Origin of the sequence: Suttonella ornithocola (assembly GCF_001889065.1) — a bacterium.
Classification (GTDB): domain Bacteria; phylum Pseudomonadota; class Gammaproteobacteria; order Cardiobacteriales; family Cardiobacteriaceae; genus Suttonella_A; species Suttonella_A ornithocola.
This window is the reverse complement of record NZ_LWHB01000152.1, coordinates 1-14,414: the sequence shown is the minus strand read 5'-3', so window position 1 is coordinate 14,414 and position 14,414 is coordinate 1. Positions and strand designations below refer to the sequence as shown.

The window sequence follows — 14,414 nt, the reverse complement described above, 5'->3', positions numbered from 1 at the left end:
TAAACGCAGTGATATTCAAGCAATCATTGAAGAGCATGGGCATGAGATAGTTTGGTTACCCCCTTATAGTCCAGACTTAAATCCCATTGAAAAGATGTGGGCTTGGATTAAGCAAATAGCAAAGAATGGCGGATGGATTGTATTGATACTTTATTCTTTTATCTGCTTTGGATTGGGTTGAGTTTTAGATGATTGCACTATAATTGATAACCTTTAGGATAGCTCAGTCCACCAGTGATTTCTGCTTGTGTGGTTTCGGTGGGACGTTTACGCACAAAATTAACTACGCCACCCATTTCCGTGGTGCTGTTAAATAGTCCATAGGGACCGCGCATGACTTCTACTCGGTCAAATGCTGAAAGATTGGGGAGGTTTCCGTTAATGGATTCCATTTGCGCCGGTAGTCCGTCGATGCTGTATTCATCGTATTCATAACCACGCGCATAAACGGAAGAGCGTCCGTCATCATTAGAAAGCACTCTTAGACCTGTGGTTTGGCGAGCCAGTTGGTCAAAAGTTTGCACGTTTCTATCGGTGATGTTTTGAGTAGTAATGATGCTGACGGATTGCGGAATATCGCGCAAAGTAGCAGGGATTTTGGTGCCGACAGTGGCAGCTTGTGCGGTATATTCATGGGTTTGCTCGGTGGGGGTAACGTTAAAGAGTTTATTGCCTTCAACGGTAATCGCATCTAAACGAATAGCATTTTGAGCATGAGCAGAAGTGGCGCTAAGAATGGCGAGGGTAAGAAGTGTGTGACGCATAATTTTCCTTTGATGTAATAATGAGAAACAATCTCATTTTAATGTTAAGATAAGCAGTGTTTCGGACAGTTTTTATCGCTAATCGGACAAGTTATGCCTTTTACCCAATCTGTCATTTTACCGTCGGATATTGTGAGTAATCATTATCGTTCTCGTGTTTTTCCTAGCCGAATTCGTGCGCATGGAGGCGTTTTGCAGAGTCAAAAAGCGCGAAAACATTTATGTTGGGTGCAGCCTTATAGTGCTTTTATTGTGTTATTGCGTGGTGAACTGCGGTTTTCTATCGGGCGACAACAGTATCATTTTCAGAAAAATCCAACCGTCATTTTTATTTATCTCCCGTATCCGACGCTATTTGTGCGTGAAATTGGCATTGGAACGCTAGAAAAATATACGTTTACCGGATTAGAAAACTGGTTAGCCTTGCCAACAACGACGAAACCTGTCCATGCTTGGCAACCAAGTCAAAGTATTTTAGAGAAATTACATAAAATTTCTCTACAAACCAGCGAAATAGAACACGTTTGGCAACAAGAAGTAGCGCTCATGGCATTGCTAGATAGCTTATGGCAAGAATGTTTGGCATACGCAGCGCCGAAAGCAGAGTTGCCAATTGTGCCAGAAGTTGCGCTTTTTTCTAAGCGATTAGAGCAGGCTTTTACCCAAGGAGTGGCAAGTGTGGGTGCATTGGCGAACGCTTTGTATATGAGCGAACGAACGCTTAATCGAAAATTGCAACAGTATTTCGGCATTTCAGCCACGCAGTGGTTGCTTGATAAGCGAATGTATTTAGCCGCGCGCTTGCTTGCTGAGCAAAAAAGTATTACCGAAGCCAGTTATGCTTGTGGATATCAAACGGTTTCTGGCTTTTCTCACGCTTTTCATCGCTATTTTGGGGCGACGCCAAGTGAGTATCTCAATCAGCTTTTAGGATGATGAATAACGGTTTATATCACTGAATATTTCTAAATGTAGGCAAAATTATTCCTGTTATAGCCAACTTCCCAAAAAAAGCATACAACGTTAACTCAATATCCACTTTGAAAACGGTGTCCTATCACCAAGTACGGTATGCATTTTTTAGGAACCCTGCTATATTCAAAATAATAAGAACGTATTCAAGCTTAAAATACTTTAGGCATTATTTGCAATAAAGTGTAGTGCAATCAGCTAAAAACAGAAGGCTATTTATTGTTAAAAGCTCTTATAGAGTATTCAGTTTTTGAGCTAATTTGGCGATATCCCTCCTCTGTGAGGTGGTGGCGAGTAGCTTGGTGCATATTCATTATCCACTGAAAAAGTGTAGCGTAGGAGTGGTTTTTATCAAAAAAATATTAGGGATTTCCGTGGATTGAGATCTTTACAAAACCCCTAAAAATAGAGAAATTTCAATTTTTCAAATTTTGAAAAAATATTAAAATCATGGTGTTAATTTTTCTACTAGTAGCAAAAATTAGTGTAAACGGAATTTTGCAAAGGTATCGATTGTCTATTAGTGCTTATCTGTCTGATACTGAAAAGTACATCAACTAAAAAGCAGTTTTTATGATGGTTTAAAGATAATTTAGGTTTTGTATTTTATCTGATTGCACTTGATAAAAATCAAGCGCAATATAAATGAGAAGTGTTATTATTCTATTTATCCATAGAAGGAGATAGATATGGCTTTTTCTCGCCGAAACTTTCTACAAACCGCTGCAATTTTAGGCGCAACATCAATTTTTCCTAGTTATTCACAGCAATTTTCGCTAACGCTATGGGGTCCACCGGTTTCACCAACGATTTTGTTAGCTATTGCTGCTATGCAAGGAAAAGCAAAAGAAATAATTCCTTTTAACGTTAAGATATGGCGGAATCCTGACCAACTTCGTGCAGGTTTATTAAATGGTAGTATTGGTATCAGTATTGTGCCTAGTTATGTAGCAGCAAATTTGCGCAATCAAGGACAGAAAGTATTTTTACATAATATTATGACGCAAGGGCTATTGTCATTTTTGAGTAAAAATGCGCCTGTCCTGTCTCCAGAACAGCTAGAACAACAAAAGATTGTCATGCCATTTAAAGGTGATATGCCTGATTTGGTATTGCAAATTTTGGCAAAACGTTCGGGCATAAAACTGCCGGATATTACTTATACTTCTGTGCCACCAGAAGCCGTCGCGCTATTTTTGAAAAAAGATTTTTCTACGGCTTTGTTACCAGAACCAGTAGCGACTGCCGCTTTATTAAAAGCCAAAAAAGAAAAAATTGATGTTTTTCGTGGATTATCTTTAGCGAATTGGTGGAATCAATGTTTTGATTCGCAAAATGGCATTATGCAAGCGGGGCTGATGATAACGGATTCTGTAGCGACACAATATGCTGATTTTCTGGCTGCTTTAGATAGTGATTTAGAAAATGCTGTGCAGTGGATACGAGAAGATCCTCAGCAAGCGGCAGAAATTGGTGTACAGTATTTGCCTATTCCGATACCGGCATGGCAACAATCTTTTGCACATTCTGCACTTTGTGCCATTAAAGCAAAAACCATTAGTGAAGAAATTCTACAATTTTTAGAAGAAATTTATTCGCTTAATCCAAAAATTACGGGTGGTAAAAAGCCTACTTCTGATTTATTCGCGTAAGGAAAATTTTATGAAAAAAATGACTGTATTTTTAGCAGCGTTATTATTGAGTGCTTCAACTTATGCTTCTCTTGGTGAACAGCTAGAAGGGGAAGGAAAAATTTATCAAAATCCTTCTATAACGATTGTCCGAAAAACATTTTCGCCAGATAAGGGAATGAAACGTCATCATCACCCGAATAGTCAAGTGGTATTAACGGTTATCAATGGCAAAGCAGTATTTACTTTAGATAATGATGATGGAAAAAATAGGGAAGAACATACTTTAACGGCTGGAGAGGTACTCACTTTTAATGGAGAAAATTATATTACGGGCAAATTTGAAGAACCAACGATGGTTGTAGTCACGTTAGTAGAAGATGAACAGAAATAGTTCTTTTGAAAATAAATAATTGACGGGTGAGTAATGGAAAAAACAGCTCAAGCAGGAAAAATTTATCAGGGAGATAATTATATTATCGTAAAAAAAATGATGAGAAAGGGAGAGAGCATCCCTAAACATAATCATACTCATCATGATGTGATTTTTACTGTGATATCTGGAAAAGTGGCTGTTAATTTTGACGATAAGCCATTTGCGATGGTTGAAGCTGGAGAGATTATCCGATTTGACGGTCAACATTTTATTGACGCTGAAATTTTAGAAGATGCACAAATTCAAGTGGCTTTGATTAAACATCCATGCTGCTAGAGCAAGGCTTTCTTGCTAAACGCTCACGGTTTTCTGCCATCGTTGACTATTTAATGGGCGCGATGGCAGCGGCAAGCAGTTTATGCGTATTATTAGCATTGTGGCAATTAGCGGCGGAATATTTAGGTGCGCTTGTCTTGCCAGAGCCTAAAGTGGTTTTTTATCGGATGGCTGAGATACTAGCAACCAATAGTGGTTGGGAAACATTAGGTATCACAATCTTTAGCGGATTATTAGGGGTTATTATTGCCTGTATTGTGGGGATTAGCAGTGGTTTTATTGCTGGATGGTCTCGTACAGTAGCAGTATTTTTCCGACCGTGGATAACAGTCTTACTAGGGACACCACCTATTATTTGGGTCATTTTAGCGCTTTTTTGGTTTTCCCAAGGGGTTCCTGTAACTTTATTTACGGTATCCATTGCGGTTACCCCTATGTTATTTGCAGCAGCAATGATGAGTCTTATCACTCGTCCTAAATCGTTATTAGAAATGGCTAAAGTTTATCAGTTGCCTTGGCTGACTCGTATTCATCATATTTGGTTACCACATCTTTCACAGTCTTTAATGCCAGCGATTATTGTTGCAACAGGCACGGGTTTAAAATTGACAGTGATGGCGGAGTTACTGGGTGGTAGTCAGGGCATTGGTGCCAAGATTGCCGATGCTCGTACTTTTCTAGATACTGTGGAGGTATTGGCTTATGTCTGTCTAATTATTAGTATCATTATGTTTATTGAATACGGTGTGCTTGAGCCTATTAAACGCTTTATTCTTCCTGATATGGATGCACGATGAGCTTAATAGCGCTTAAAGATATTTCTCTTTCTCGTAGCAGTATTCCTATCGTTGCAAATATTAGTTTTCAGTTGCAAGCAGGTAGCTGCGTTTGTTTAACTGGGCATTCAGGGTGTGGTAAAACGACGATATTACAAGGAATTGCAGAGCTTATCCCGTATGAGGATGGGGATATTCAGCGAAATTACCATCAACTAGGTTATTTATTTCAGCAACCTCGTCTTCTTCCTTGGCGAACGGTATTAGAAAATCTGACGGTTTTACCAAATGTAGCCACTGATGCGACTATTTTGCAGCTAGCGCAATTGGATTTAACGTCTTACGATCAACGTAAATATCCTCATGAACTTTCTGGTGGAATGCAACAAAGAGTTGCTCTGGCGCGAGCATTGATTATTCAGCCTGATGTTTTATTGATGGATGAACCTTTTTCAGCATTAGATTACCAATTACGTCAACGTCTCCAGACATATATCCAACATAGAATAGAAGAAGGTTTAGGGGTTATTCTTGTTAGTCATGATCGTGAAGAAGCGCTTCGGTTGGCGACCACTATTATTCGTTTAGATGGCACACCTGCTAGAATCGTATCTACTTTGGATATCAATATTTCTTATTCTGAACGAACACAGGATTTTATCCAAAGCTACATTCATCATCCTACTTTACAAGGAATTGATGAGACATGAGTTTATCCGTACGACAACCTTTTCAACTTTATTTTCCGCTGACATGTTTGGCTGTTTTTATTGCTTTACTTCCATGGTGGTTACTGTGGCTATCTCCAGTAAATTTTAACTTACCGCTACATTTTCATAGCATTGGCATGATAAATCTCGTTGGCGGAGCAGCATTTACAGGATTTTTATTTACGGCGCTACCTGAATGGACTGGTCAACAGCTAAATTGGCGTATTCATCTGCCATTATTGGTTTTTTTATTATTGCTTTTAGCTACCCAACTGATTACTCCACAAATAGCCGCATTCATTGCCATAGTGTATTGGGGATATTTGTTAATTCTGTGTACTTTGTTGATGTGGCGAGCGAAAAACTGGCGACATCAAAGTTTTCTTTGGTTAATGCTCATTATTCTAGTGTTAAATGCTTATTATTTTGCTTATCCAGCAGGCACGGTTTTATGGCAAATCGTTGATATTATGATAGCTAGTATTTCTATTGCTAATTTTCGTATTGCAAGAGCTATTGGCAATCAAGCGTTAGATGATGCACAAGATGAGCGACGCTTTATTCCTCATCCTATCTATAAAAATCTAACGATTATCACGATGATATTATTAGTGATTTCTCAGTTTTATTATGGTCTTACTATACAGGCATATTTAGCACTTGCGGTAGGTTTTGCTTTTTTAGCGAGATTAAATGATTGGCATAATATCATTTTCTTACGTTGCCATTATATTCGTGCACATTATGTTATTACTTTGCTGATTGCTTTGGGCTATCTTTTTTTAGGTATGAGCTTATTAAGCCATAATGCTTATATACAAGCAGCGCGACACCTTATTGCTATTGGCGGAATGCTGGCAATGATATATTTGACTATTTCTATCGCAGGTTTACGCCATAGTCATCTAAAATTAAAATTTCATTGGTACACCCGTTTGGGATTGGTTTTAATTTTTATAGCAGCACTGAGTAGAAGCATCGGAGTAGTGATATTTCCAAGCACGCTGAATTTAATTATCCTCCCGACGGTTTTAATTACATTGTCATTTTTATGTTATTTAAGCGTCTATTTGCCTATATTTCTGATAAAGAAATAAATTGATTATTTGATGAATATTTGGCTATGGTAAAAGCTTAGTCGGTTTTAATGGGAACAATGATAGATAGAGTTTGTCTGTTTGGCGGTGGATTAAAGCGTGCGACATTTTGAACCAGATTTCTTGCACTTTGGTCAACGCTAGGATTACCGCTGCTTTTACTGATGTAAATGTTGCTGAATTGTCCGTTGGCAAGAATGGTAAATCCGATTTCTACTCTGCCATTTCCACGCAAACGGCGATGTTTGATGTAGCGTTGGATATAAGCGCTAAGCTCACGTTTGTATCGTATTAAAGGGTCAGATTTGCCTTGTTGTTGACTGCCATTATTGCGTGCTGTTTGTTGCGCATTTTTTTGTGCTTGGACTGCTAGGGCTTGTTGTCGGGCAAGCGCGGCTTGTCTTTCTCTTTCTGCGGCTAGCTGAGCGGCTTGTTGTTTTTGTTGTTCAGCAAGACGATGTTTTTCTGCTTGCGCGCGTTCTCGTTGGGCTTGTGCTTCGCGACGTTTTTGCTCACGCTGTTGCGCGAGGCGCTTTTCTTTTTCTCGTTGTTGAGCTTCTTTGGCTTCAGCGATGCGCTTTTCTTCGGCGCGTTTTTTTGCTTCTGCAATTTTTTTAGCGCGTTCAGCAGCTTTTTGTTGGGCTTCTTTTTCTTGCGTTATACGGGCTTTTTCGCGCTGTTCTTGTTCGAGCTTGGCTTGGCGATCGGCTTCTTGTTGTGCTTGTTCACGGCGTTGTTGCTCTAATTGCGCTTGGCGTTCGGCTTCTAGTCGTGCTTGTTCGGCAGCTTTGGCTTGGGCAATCGGGTCAATATCGGTGAATTGTAGTTCGGTCATTTGCGCTGGCGTGAGTATGGGCGTAGGTGAGCGAGGTTCTGTGGGATTTTTAGGCGCGTAAATAATAGCGGCGGCAAGTCCGCCATGAATGGCAATGGCGATGAGTAAAGCAAGAAGTTCACGGCGTGTTTGGTTCATAGGTGTGACTATTGTGGTGTTGTGGTGAGAACGCTGATGTTAGTGAGTTGATAGGCTTTTAGGCGTTCGGTAAGGGTAACGAAGTTTTCAAAGGGGGTGTTTTTATCTAGCTTTAGCAAAATGGGTTGGTTTTTTTCCCAGTGTTGTATGGCGGTAGCGAGGGCTTCTAGGGTAAGCGCTTGGTCGTCTAGGTAGTATTGGCTGTCTGCGTTGACGGTGATGACTTTGGGCAAAGTTTCGGTTTCTACAGGATCGGCGTTATCGGCGGATGGTAAGGTAACGTCAATTTTGCCATTGTGCGCAAAACTGGCGGTGAGTAATACGATTGCTAGTAAGACAAGCATGATGTCAATGAAGGGGATAACGTTGATTTGGTCAAATTTTTTCATGGATTACTCCGCCTGTGGAGCGAAAGCACTTTGCCATTGGTGGCGGCGAACGGTGGCTTTACGGGTAAGGAGGTTGTAAAAAATGACGGAGGGAATGGCAACAAGGATGCCAAGTGCGGTGGCTTTGAGCGCTAGTGCCAGTCCAACCATGATTTGGGCAATATCGATTTGTCCGCCTTGTTGTCCAATATCGTAAAAGGTAATCAGGATACCGATGACGGTGCCAAGTAGTCCAACATAGGGCGCGTTAGCACCAATGGTGTAAATGGGGGTTAGCCCGCGTTCTAGGGCAATGTCGAGTTGATGGGTGTCTGCATAGTCAGCAAGGTTCATGCGAGCATAGAACCAAGTACGCTCAAGCGTTTTCCATAGCATAATAAGACTCATCAGTCCAAGTATGCCAATAATGATGTGGTCAAGATAGTGGCGAAGAAAATCGATGATTTGTAGCGTTTGTGGATGATGCATGGTTTGTCCTTAATAAAAGTTACACATGGGATGAGACTGTCCCTCAATGAGGGTAACAGGGGTTTGATATAGCGCACTGATATTTGAGGCGGTAAGGATGTCTTGTGTTTTGCCATGATGACGGATTTCGCCATTTGCCATGGCGACGATGTAGTCAGCATAGCGAGCGGCATAGTTAATGTCGTGTAAAACCAATAAGATGCTTTTTTGATGTTGGTCAACGGCGGTGCGTAAGATTTGCATGAGTTCTCTTGCATAGCGCATGTCAAGGTTATTAAGCGGTTCATCCAGTAGGATAGTTGGCGTGTCTTGCGCAAATGCCATTGCACAAAGTGCGCGTTGGCGTTGTCCGCCACTTAGCGTGTCGAGAAAGCGCTTGCGGATGTCGGTTAGTGCAAAGGTCTGAAGGTTTTTTTCACAGATATGTCGGTCGTGTTGGTTGGGGCGCCCTTGATGATAGGGGTATCGAGCGATAAGCAAAAGTTCTTCTATACGTAGGCGACTTAATAGCTGTGTATGTTGTTGAAAGAGAGTGAGTTGTTTAGCGAGTTCACGGGATGGGGTAGTGTTGATGTCTTTCCCGTCAATAAGGATACGACCGCTTTGGATAGGGATAAGACGCGCAATATGGTTGAGTAGGGTGGATTTGCCAGCACCATTAGGACCAATTAAGGCAATGAGTTGTCGACTCGGTAAGCTGAGGGTGGTCGGCTTTAGGATAGTGTGTTGGTTGATTTGGTAGCTCAAGTTTTCTATTTCTATCATGATTGCGCACGACGGGTAATAAGGATAAGAAAGGTAATGCCGCCTAGGCTTTCAACGGCAATGCTTAATGTGCCGCTCAAATGAAAGAGGCGTTCAAAGGCAAGCTGTCCGCCAATAAGGATGAGGTAGCTCACAAGACTAACAGCAGGGAGTAGGATGCTGTGATAGTGGGTGGGAAATAGGCGATAAGTCAGCGCGGTTGCGAGCAAGCCAAAGAATAAGATAGGTCCGACAAGTGCCGTGCTAATGGCAACGAGTATACTGGTGGCGATGAGGAAAAGTGTAAGGTGCTTTTGATAAGCCAGTCCAAGACTAATCGCGGTCTCTCTTCCTAAAGCTAGAATATCTAGGCGATAGCGCATTGTCCAAAGGAGGAGGCTAATGATGATAATAAGACAGAGCGAGATGCCGAGTAATGTTCGATTAGCGCTATTGATTTGAGCAAAGGATACGCTTTGGTATACCGCAAATTCTGTGGGGTCAAGTAAGCGCGCAATGAATTCCGTTAAGCTACGGCACAGCAAACTAAAGATAACGCCAATCAGGAGTAGACGAAAAAGGTCGCCAGAGAGCTTATTTAATAGTATCCGATAAAAAAGGGTAGCAGTGAATATGGTGATTAAGGTGGTTATGAAAAATTTAAAGGTAGGATTGATTTGTGAGAAGGTTTGGCTACCGAATAGCGCAATGAGCGCGATTTGTAAGATAAGATAAATTCGGTCTAATCCCATGATTTCTGGGGTGAGCAGACGATTATGGGTAAGGGTTTGAAAAATGAGTGTTGAGAGTCCACCGCTAACGGCTAAGGTCAATAAAGTAAGGATTTGCTCGGTGCGTAAGGTAAGAATAAAACGATTATAGCCATTCGCACTTGGATAAAAGAGATAGATGCCTGTGATAATCAGTGATAACACAAGCGTCAATAGTAGGCGATAGGATAGTTTAGTAGCGCTTTTCATCGACTTGGTCGCATCAGTAAATAGAGGAAAAGACTACCGCCAAAAATGCCAAAGATAAGGCTAACGGGAATTTCATACGGGAAAGAAACGATTCGCGCAAGGATGTCGCAAATGAGCAGTAAACTTGCTCCTGTCCATGCTATCCATGGTAGGGCGTGGCGCAAATTATCGCCACATATTCGTCGGATAAGATTGGGAACGACTAAGCCAAGAAAGGCTATATTTCCCACTGTGGCGGTGATAAATGCGCTAATTAGCGCAATTAACAGAATGGCGCAAAAAACCAGTTGGCGATAGTTTAAGCCTAGCGATTGACTAGAGGATTCACCCATGCCCACAATGGTCAGTCTATCCGCCAACCAATATAAAATCACTAGTACAATGGCACATCCCCATAAAAATTCGTATCGTCCTTTCAATACAGCGGAAAAATCGCCATTTAGCCAAACGCTTAACCATTGTAGTAAATCTGTTTCATAGCCAATAAATGCCATGATAGATTGCAATATTCCCGCATAAATCATTCCAACTAAAGGCAGTAATAGCGGGTCTGTTGGGGGTAAGCGTTTTGCCAGTGTAAGAAAAATGAGCAAACTTAGCATGGCACATAATGCAGCAAATCCCATTCGGACGATAAGCGGTGCGGCTGGAAACAGCAAAACAGTGAGCAATAGACCAATCGCAGCGCCTTCGCCTGTGCCTGTGGTATTGGGTTCAACAAAACGGTTATGCACAATCAGTTGTATCACCATACCAGCAACCGCCAGTCCAGCGCCTGTGAGTAAAACGGCAATCGTGCGCGGTAAACGGCTAATGGTGAAAACACTATCGTTGATATTGGCAGTGCCTAAAACGCCTATTTGCAGACTTATCATTATAAGAATGATAAGTCCAATCAGTGCACTAAGCGTTTTAAACGAGAAAGGAGTTTTCTCAACCATGAAGCAGCTATTTAATTAGCAGGGTGGGCGCGTAAAGCATCGCGAATATCGATGAGTGTTTTTTCAAGTGCTTGCGGACCGCCAATATCAATATAGATTTCAGCAGGAGAAAGATAAAGGATACGTCCGCTCTTGCCGGCTTTGGTATTTTGCACAAGTGGCGTATTGAACACACTTTGCGCCGCTTCTAAATCCCCACCAATCGCAGCACTTCTATCGATAACAAAAATCCAGTCAGGATTGCTTTGCGCAATAAATTCAAAAGAAATTGGGTTGCCGTGCGCATTGCCTACTTTTTCTTTATCAATAAGCTGAAGCCCTAAAGTCGATTGAATCCAACCTAAGCGAGAGTCCGCGCCATAAAGTGAGAGTTTGGGACCATTGACTAATACCGCTAATACTTTTCCTTGACCTTTCGCTGCCTCTGAAGCCTCGGTTTTTAATTGATTGAGCTTTTCTACCCATTGCTTGGCTTGCTCTTCTTGATGAAAAATCGTGCCCAATTGGGTTAAGCGATTTAATGTTTCTTGATAAAGATTTTTGTTTTCTAGGGTTAAATCAACAGTTTTAGCAATTCGACTCACACTGTCATATTGCTTGGCGCTACGAGCGGCAATCATAATTATCTCTGGTTGGATACTGGCAAGCGCTTCTAAATTTGGTTCAAACAGTGTTCCAATGGTTTTGCCTTGTTGCTTTTCTGCTAAAAATTGTGGTTTGACGTTTTCAGGTATTCCCGCAGCTTGAATGCCCAAAGCATCTAACGTATCTAAAACACCAATATCATAGACAGCAACGGTTTTAGGGGCTTCTGTTATTTCTACTTTTCCGCGAGCCGTATCTAAAGAAGCCGCAAAGGCATGAACAGATAATAAAGTAGAGAGTGCAATCGTTAGAGCTAAACGCATATTGCTTCCTTAATAATGAAAAGCGTAATGATAGTTTCTCTCATTCTAATCATCAACCAAATTTTTTTTATCAAAATAAAAAAATTTTTATAAACAGATTTCTATAAAAATATTTTTAAATATTTATTGATAATGCTAATTTAAAGAATAATAATTCTTATCTTTATTTAATTTTGGAGAAAATATGCGTTCACTATGTTTAGCCCCTTTAACCATTGCTATCTCAAGCGCAGTAGCTGCTGCTCAATCCCCAATGGTCTTATCAGAAATAACGGTTGGTAGCGAGAAGTCTTCACTTAACCCTGCTGTTACCGTAACCTCAAGAACAGAAATCGAATCTAAGCAAGCAGATAATATAGCGGATGTGTTAAATGATAATCCGGGTGTGAATGTAGGCGGTTCTGCGGCAATCAATAGCATTATTACCGTTCATGGTGCACCCGATGATGTGCTTAATGTGAGTATAGACGGGGCAAGACAAGAGGGATGGCTTTTTCACCATAGTGGCAACTATAACATCGACTCTAGCTTATTAAAGCAAGTTACCGTAAATGCAGGTAGTAATAGTATCCGAGAAGTTGATTCACAAGCAGGCAGTGTTCGATTTGAGACCGTTGAAGCGAAAGATTTACTTGAATCTGGAAAATCATTTGGTGGATTTGCGAAATATCAATTCACGACCAACAAAAATCAAAATGACTATTCAGTGGCACTTTATGGCCGCATTGCCGAACAACTTGATTTATTGGCTTATGCGCATTATTTAAAAGGGCAGTCTGGTAAATCAGGAGATGGACAAAAAATAGGCGTTGGTAGTGAACAAAAGAATGCTCTATTGAAAGCAACATGGGATATTAGCCCTGAGCAAAGTCTAAGTGCAAGCTATGAGCGCTATTACAATAATGCTTTAACCAATTTTAGAGCCAATTTCGGTTATGCTGATGGTGGTGAAATGGCGAAATATGAAACTTCTCGTGATACTGCTACTTTGGCTTATCGCCTAAACCCTGCAGATAATCCTTATCTCAATTTAGACGCAAATTTTTACCACACCCAAACTGGACTAAATCCAATGCAAAAGCTTGATGGAAGCAGCGAAAAACGCTCAGATACCACGGTAACAACCAACGGTTTTCGATTTGAAAATCGCAGTTATCTAGCAAATAATGGCTTTGATCAAACGATTAGCATAGGTGGTGAAATTCGTAAGACGACTGCTAAAAAACCACAAAAAAATAAAGCTGACACGCAAGAAAGCATTCGTCAATACACCATTTATGCAGAAGATGCCGTTGGCTTTAATCAGCAACAATTTATCCTAACTCCCGCATTAAGATTTGACCGCTATCAAACGCAATATATTGGTTTAAATAAAAGTTTTAACCACCTCTCGGGGGCATTAGCAGGCCGCTGGAACATTAATGATAATCTTGGTGTTTTTATTAGTGGCACCCAAATTTACCAAGCGCCTCCTATGCAAGAAATCTATACTCAGCCAAGATATGGTTACCAAAAAGATTTAAAGGCGACAGAAGGTTGGAACTATCAGGGAGGGATAGAATATCAACAAAATCAACTAGCGGGTAATGATACGCTTAAACTAGGCGCAACGGTTTTTTACACAGATTTTAGTCATTTTGTTTCCCTCAATGGAAAGCAATATGAAGACTTAGGAAAAGCTAAAGTAAAAGGCGTAGAACTTAAAGCTGCGTATCAAATAGAGAATTTTGATAGTCGCTTAAGCTATTCGCATGCGCGTTCTAAAGTCAATGCCAATGGTTTACCCGCCTATCGCCATGGCGATATTGGAGATACGATTGATGTAAATTTGGGCTATGCTTTCCCCTCAATAGATACGAAAATAAATTGGCATAGTCGCTGGGTTAAAGGATTTAATACTAGCGGCGCTTCTCGTGGAAACATAAGCCATTTTCATAAAGAAGGTTACAACGTGCATGATTTTAGTTTGAGTTATCAGCCTAGCCGTGGTTACTTAAAAGGATTAGAACTTAATGCCGGTGTTTATAATTTGTTTAACAAAAACTACGTTGAGCATAGTTCATATCTAGGTTCTTATGGCAATGATAGAGCCTTAGGGAGAAATTATCGTTTAGGCTTTAAATACGCCTTCTAATATTATAGTCAAATCATTTATAATCCAATCTATCCAAAGCAGATATAAAGAACGACTTATAGTAGAATTATCAAAAACAAACTGAGCATATCCTATGACCTACTGCAGCCAATTCCGACAAAAAATTCTTAACGATATTGCTAATGGAGAAACTTGGCGCGCTGTTGCAAAGCGCTACAAGATCAGCAAATTCACCGTCYATAGCTGGATTAAAA

17 protein-coding genes and 1 pseudogene are annotated in these 14,414 nt (G+C 40.7%); 10 read left to right on the top strand and 8 right to left on the bottom strand.

The features are described from left to right. Positions 1-181 (top strand): transposase (locus A5N85_RS17345; protein ID WP_211268183.1); only part of this gene is annotated, 181 nt, incomplete at its 5' end. Between the two features lie 22 nt (positions 182-203). Here the strand turns inward: A5N85_RS17345 and A5N85_RS11095 are convergent. Continuing rightward, positions 204-764: pseudogene (locus tag A5N85_RS11095) on the bottom strand (TonB-dependent receptor plug domain-containing protein); the annotation flags it as partial. Between the two features lie 93 nt (positions 765-857). Here A5N85_RS11095 and A5N85_RS11090 point away from each other — a divergent pair. From A5N85_RS11090 to A5N85_RS11060, 7 genes are all read left to right on the top strand, one after another. Continuing rightward, positions 858-1,700: a helix-turn-helix transcriptional regulator gene (locus A5N85_RS11090; RefSeq protein ID WP_072577283.1), complete on the top strand. Its 843-nt coding sequence runs from the start codon at positions 858-860 to the stop codon at positions 1,698-1,700. 725 nt (positions 1,701-2,425) lie between these two features. After that, on the top strand, positions 2,426-3,388 hold the full coding sequence (locus A5N85_RS11085) for an ABC transporter substrate-binding protein (RefSeq protein WP_072577282.1): 963 nt from the start codon (positions 2,426-2,428) through the stop codon (positions 3,386-3,388). A gap of 10 nt (positions 3,389-3,398) precedes the next feature. Further along, positions 3,399-3,761 carry a cupin domain-containing protein gene (locus A5N85_RS11080; RefSeq protein ID WP_072577281.1) on the top strand — a complete coding sequence of 121 codons (363 nt, stop codon included), beginning with the start codon at positions 3,399-3,401 and terminating at the stop codon, positions 3,759-3,761. Between the two features lie 33 nt (positions 3,762-3,794). After that, positions 3,795-4,079 (top strand): cupin domain-containing protein, encoded by a 285-nt coding sequence (locus A5N85_RS11075; protein ID WP_072577280.1) that lies wholly within the window; start codon positions 3,795-3,797, stop codon positions 4,077-4,079. Further along, a complete protein-coding gene (locus A5N85_RS11070) occupies positions 4,070-4,876 on the top strand; it encodes an ABC transporter permease (RefSeq protein ID WP_072577279.1) in 807 nt (268 codons plus the stop codon). The genes A5N85_RS11075 and A5N85_RS11070 overlap by 10 nt, the downstream gene beginning before the upstream one ends. Beyond that, positions 4,873-5,565 (top strand): ABC transporter ATP-binding protein, encoded by a 693-nt coding sequence (locus A5N85_RS11065; RefSeq protein ID WP_072577278.1) that lies wholly within the window; start codon positions 4,873-4,875, stop codon positions 5,563-5,565. Before A5N85_RS11070 ends, A5N85_RS11065 begins: the two co-directional genes overlap by 4 nt. Next, entirely contained in the window at positions 5,562-6,662 is a 1,101-nt protein-coding gene (locus A5N85_RS11060) for an NnrS family protein (RefSeq protein WP_072577277.1), read from the top strand. The genes A5N85_RS11065 and A5N85_RS11060 overlap by 4 nt, the downstream gene beginning before the upstream one ends. Before the next feature lie 37 nt (positions 6,663-6,699). Here A5N85_RS11060 and tolA read toward each other — a convergent pair whose 3' ends face one another. The 7 genes from tolA to A5N85_RS11025 are packed head-to-tail and all read right to left on the bottom strand — an operon-like array spanning position 6,700 to position 12,065. Continuing rightward, positions 6,700-7,635 carry a cell envelope integrity protein TolA gene (gene tolA / locus A5N85_RS11055; protein WP_072577276.1) on the bottom strand — a complete coding sequence of 312 codons (936 nt, stop codon included), beginning with the start codon at positions 7,633-7,635 and terminating at the stop codon, positions 6,700-6,702. A gap of 8 nt (positions 7,636-7,643) precedes the next feature. Next, positions 7,644-8,024: a TonB system transport protein ExbD gene (gene exbD, locus A5N85_RS11050; RefSeq protein ID WP_072577275.1), complete on the bottom strand. Its 381-nt coding sequence runs from the start codon at positions 8,022-8,024 to the stop codon at positions 7,644-7,646. A gap of 3 nt (positions 8,025-8,027) precedes the next feature. Beyond that, positions 8,028-8,492: a TonB-system energizer ExbB gene (gene exbB / locus A5N85_RS11045; protein ID WP_072577274.1), complete on the bottom strand. Its 465-nt coding sequence runs from the start codon at positions 8,490-8,492 to the stop codon at positions 8,028-8,030. A 9-nt stretch (positions 8,493-8,501) separates the two neighbouring features. Then, positions 8,502-9,257, bottom strand: a complete 756-nt coding sequence (locus tag A5N85_RS11040) for an iron ABC transporter ATP-binding protein (protein WP_072577273.1) — start codon at positions 9,255-9,257, stop codon at positions 8,502-8,504. Continuing rightward, positions 9,254-10,216, bottom strand: coding sequence for an iron chelate uptake ABC transporter family permease subunit (locus tag A5N85_RS11035; RefSeq protein ID WP_072577272.1), 963 nt, complete (start codon positions 10,214-10,216; stop codon positions 9,254-9,256). Before A5N85_RS11035 ends, A5N85_RS11040 begins: the two co-directional genes overlap by 4 nt. Continuing rightward, positions 10,213-11,157 (bottom strand): ABC transporter permease, encoded by a 945-nt coding sequence (locus A5N85_RS11030; protein WP_072577271.1) that lies wholly within the window; start codon positions 11,155-11,157, stop codon positions 10,213-10,215. Before A5N85_RS11030 ends, A5N85_RS11035 begins: the two co-directional genes overlap by 4 nt. Positions 11,158-11,168: 11 nt before the next feature. Then, entirely contained in the window at positions 11,169-12,065 is an 897-nt protein-coding gene (locus A5N85_RS11025; RefSeq protein WP_072577270.1) for a siderophore ABC transporter substrate-binding protein, read from the bottom strand. Positions 12,066-12,249: 184 nt separating this feature from the next. On the opposite strand from A5N85_RS11025, the gene A5N85_RS11020 reads away from it, so the two are divergent. Together A5N85_RS11020 and A5N85_RS17785 are read left to right on the top strand one after the other, a co-directional pair. Next, the gene (locus A5N85_RS11020) at positions 12,250-14,199 is read left to right on the top strand and encodes a TonB-dependent receptor domain-containing protein (RefSeq protein ID WP_072577269.1); all 1,950 of its coding nucleotides are present in this window, start codon (positions 12,250-12,252) and stop codon (positions 14,197-14,199) included. A 94-nt stretch (positions 14,200-14,293) separates the two neighbouring features. Next, positions 14,294-14,414 (top strand): helix-turn-helix domain-containing protein (locus tag A5N85_RS17785; protein WP_143143261.1); only part of this gene is annotated, 121 nt, incomplete at its 3' end.

Bases quoted from the DNA above. Each gene is read 5' to 3' on its own strand.
- A5N85_RS11090 (WP_072577283.1), top strand. From the start codon at position 858: ATGCCTTTTACCCAATCTGTCATTTTACCGTCGGATATTGTGAGTAAT.
- A5N85_RS11085 (WP_072577282.1), top strand. From the start codon at position 2,426: ATGGCTTTTTCTCGCCGAAACTTTCTACAAACCGCTGCAATTTTAGGC.
- A5N85_RS11080 (WP_072577281.1), top strand. From the start codon at position 3,399: ATGAAAAAAATGACTGTATTTTTAGCAGCGTTATTATTGAGTGCTTCA.
- A5N85_RS11075 (WP_072577280.1), top strand. From the start codon at position 3,795: ATGGAAAAAACAGCTCAAGCAGGAAAAATTTATCAGGGAGATAATTAT.
- A5N85_RS11070 (WP_072577279.1), top strand. From the start codon at position 4,070: ATGCTGCTAGAGCAAGGCTTTCTTGCTAAACGCTCACGGTTTTCTGCC.
- A5N85_RS11065 (WP_072577278.1), top strand. From the start codon at position 4,873: ATGAGCTTAATAGCGCTTAAAGATATTTCTCTTTCTCGTAGCAGTATT.
- A5N85_RS11060 (WP_072577277.1), top strand. From the start codon at position 5,562: ATGAGTTTATCCGTACGACAACCTTTTCAACTTTATTTTCCGCTGACA.
- tolA (WP_072577276.1), bottom strand. From the start codon at position 7,635: ATGAACCAAACACGCCGTGAACTTCTTGCTTTACTCATCGCCATTGCC.
- exbD (WP_072577275.1), bottom strand. From the start codon at position 8,024: ATGAAAAAATTTGACCAAATCAACGTTATCCCCTTCATTGACATCATG.
- exbB (WP_072577274.1), bottom strand. From the start codon at position 8,492: ATGCATCATCCACAAACGCTACAAATCATCGATTTTCTTCGCCACTAT.
- A5N85_RS11040 (WP_072577273.1), bottom strand. From the start codon at position 9,257: ATGATAGAAATAGAAAACTTGAGCTACCAAATCAACCAACACACTATC.
- A5N85_RS11035 (WP_072577272.1), bottom strand. From the start codon at position 10,216: ATGAAAAGCGCTACTAAACTATCCTATCGCCTACTATTGACGCTTGTG.
- A5N85_RS11030 (WP_072577271.1), bottom strand. From the start codon at position 11,157: ATGGTTGAGAAAACTCCTTTCTCGTTTAAAACGCTTAGTGCACTGATT.
- A5N85_RS11025 (WP_072577270.1), bottom strand. From the start codon at position 12,065: ATGCGTTTAGCTCTAACGATTGCACTCTCTACTTTATTATCTGTTCAT.
- A5N85_RS11020 (WP_072577269.1), top strand. From the start codon at position 12,250: ATGCGTTCACTATGTTTAGCCCCTTTAACCATTGCTATCTCAAGCGCA.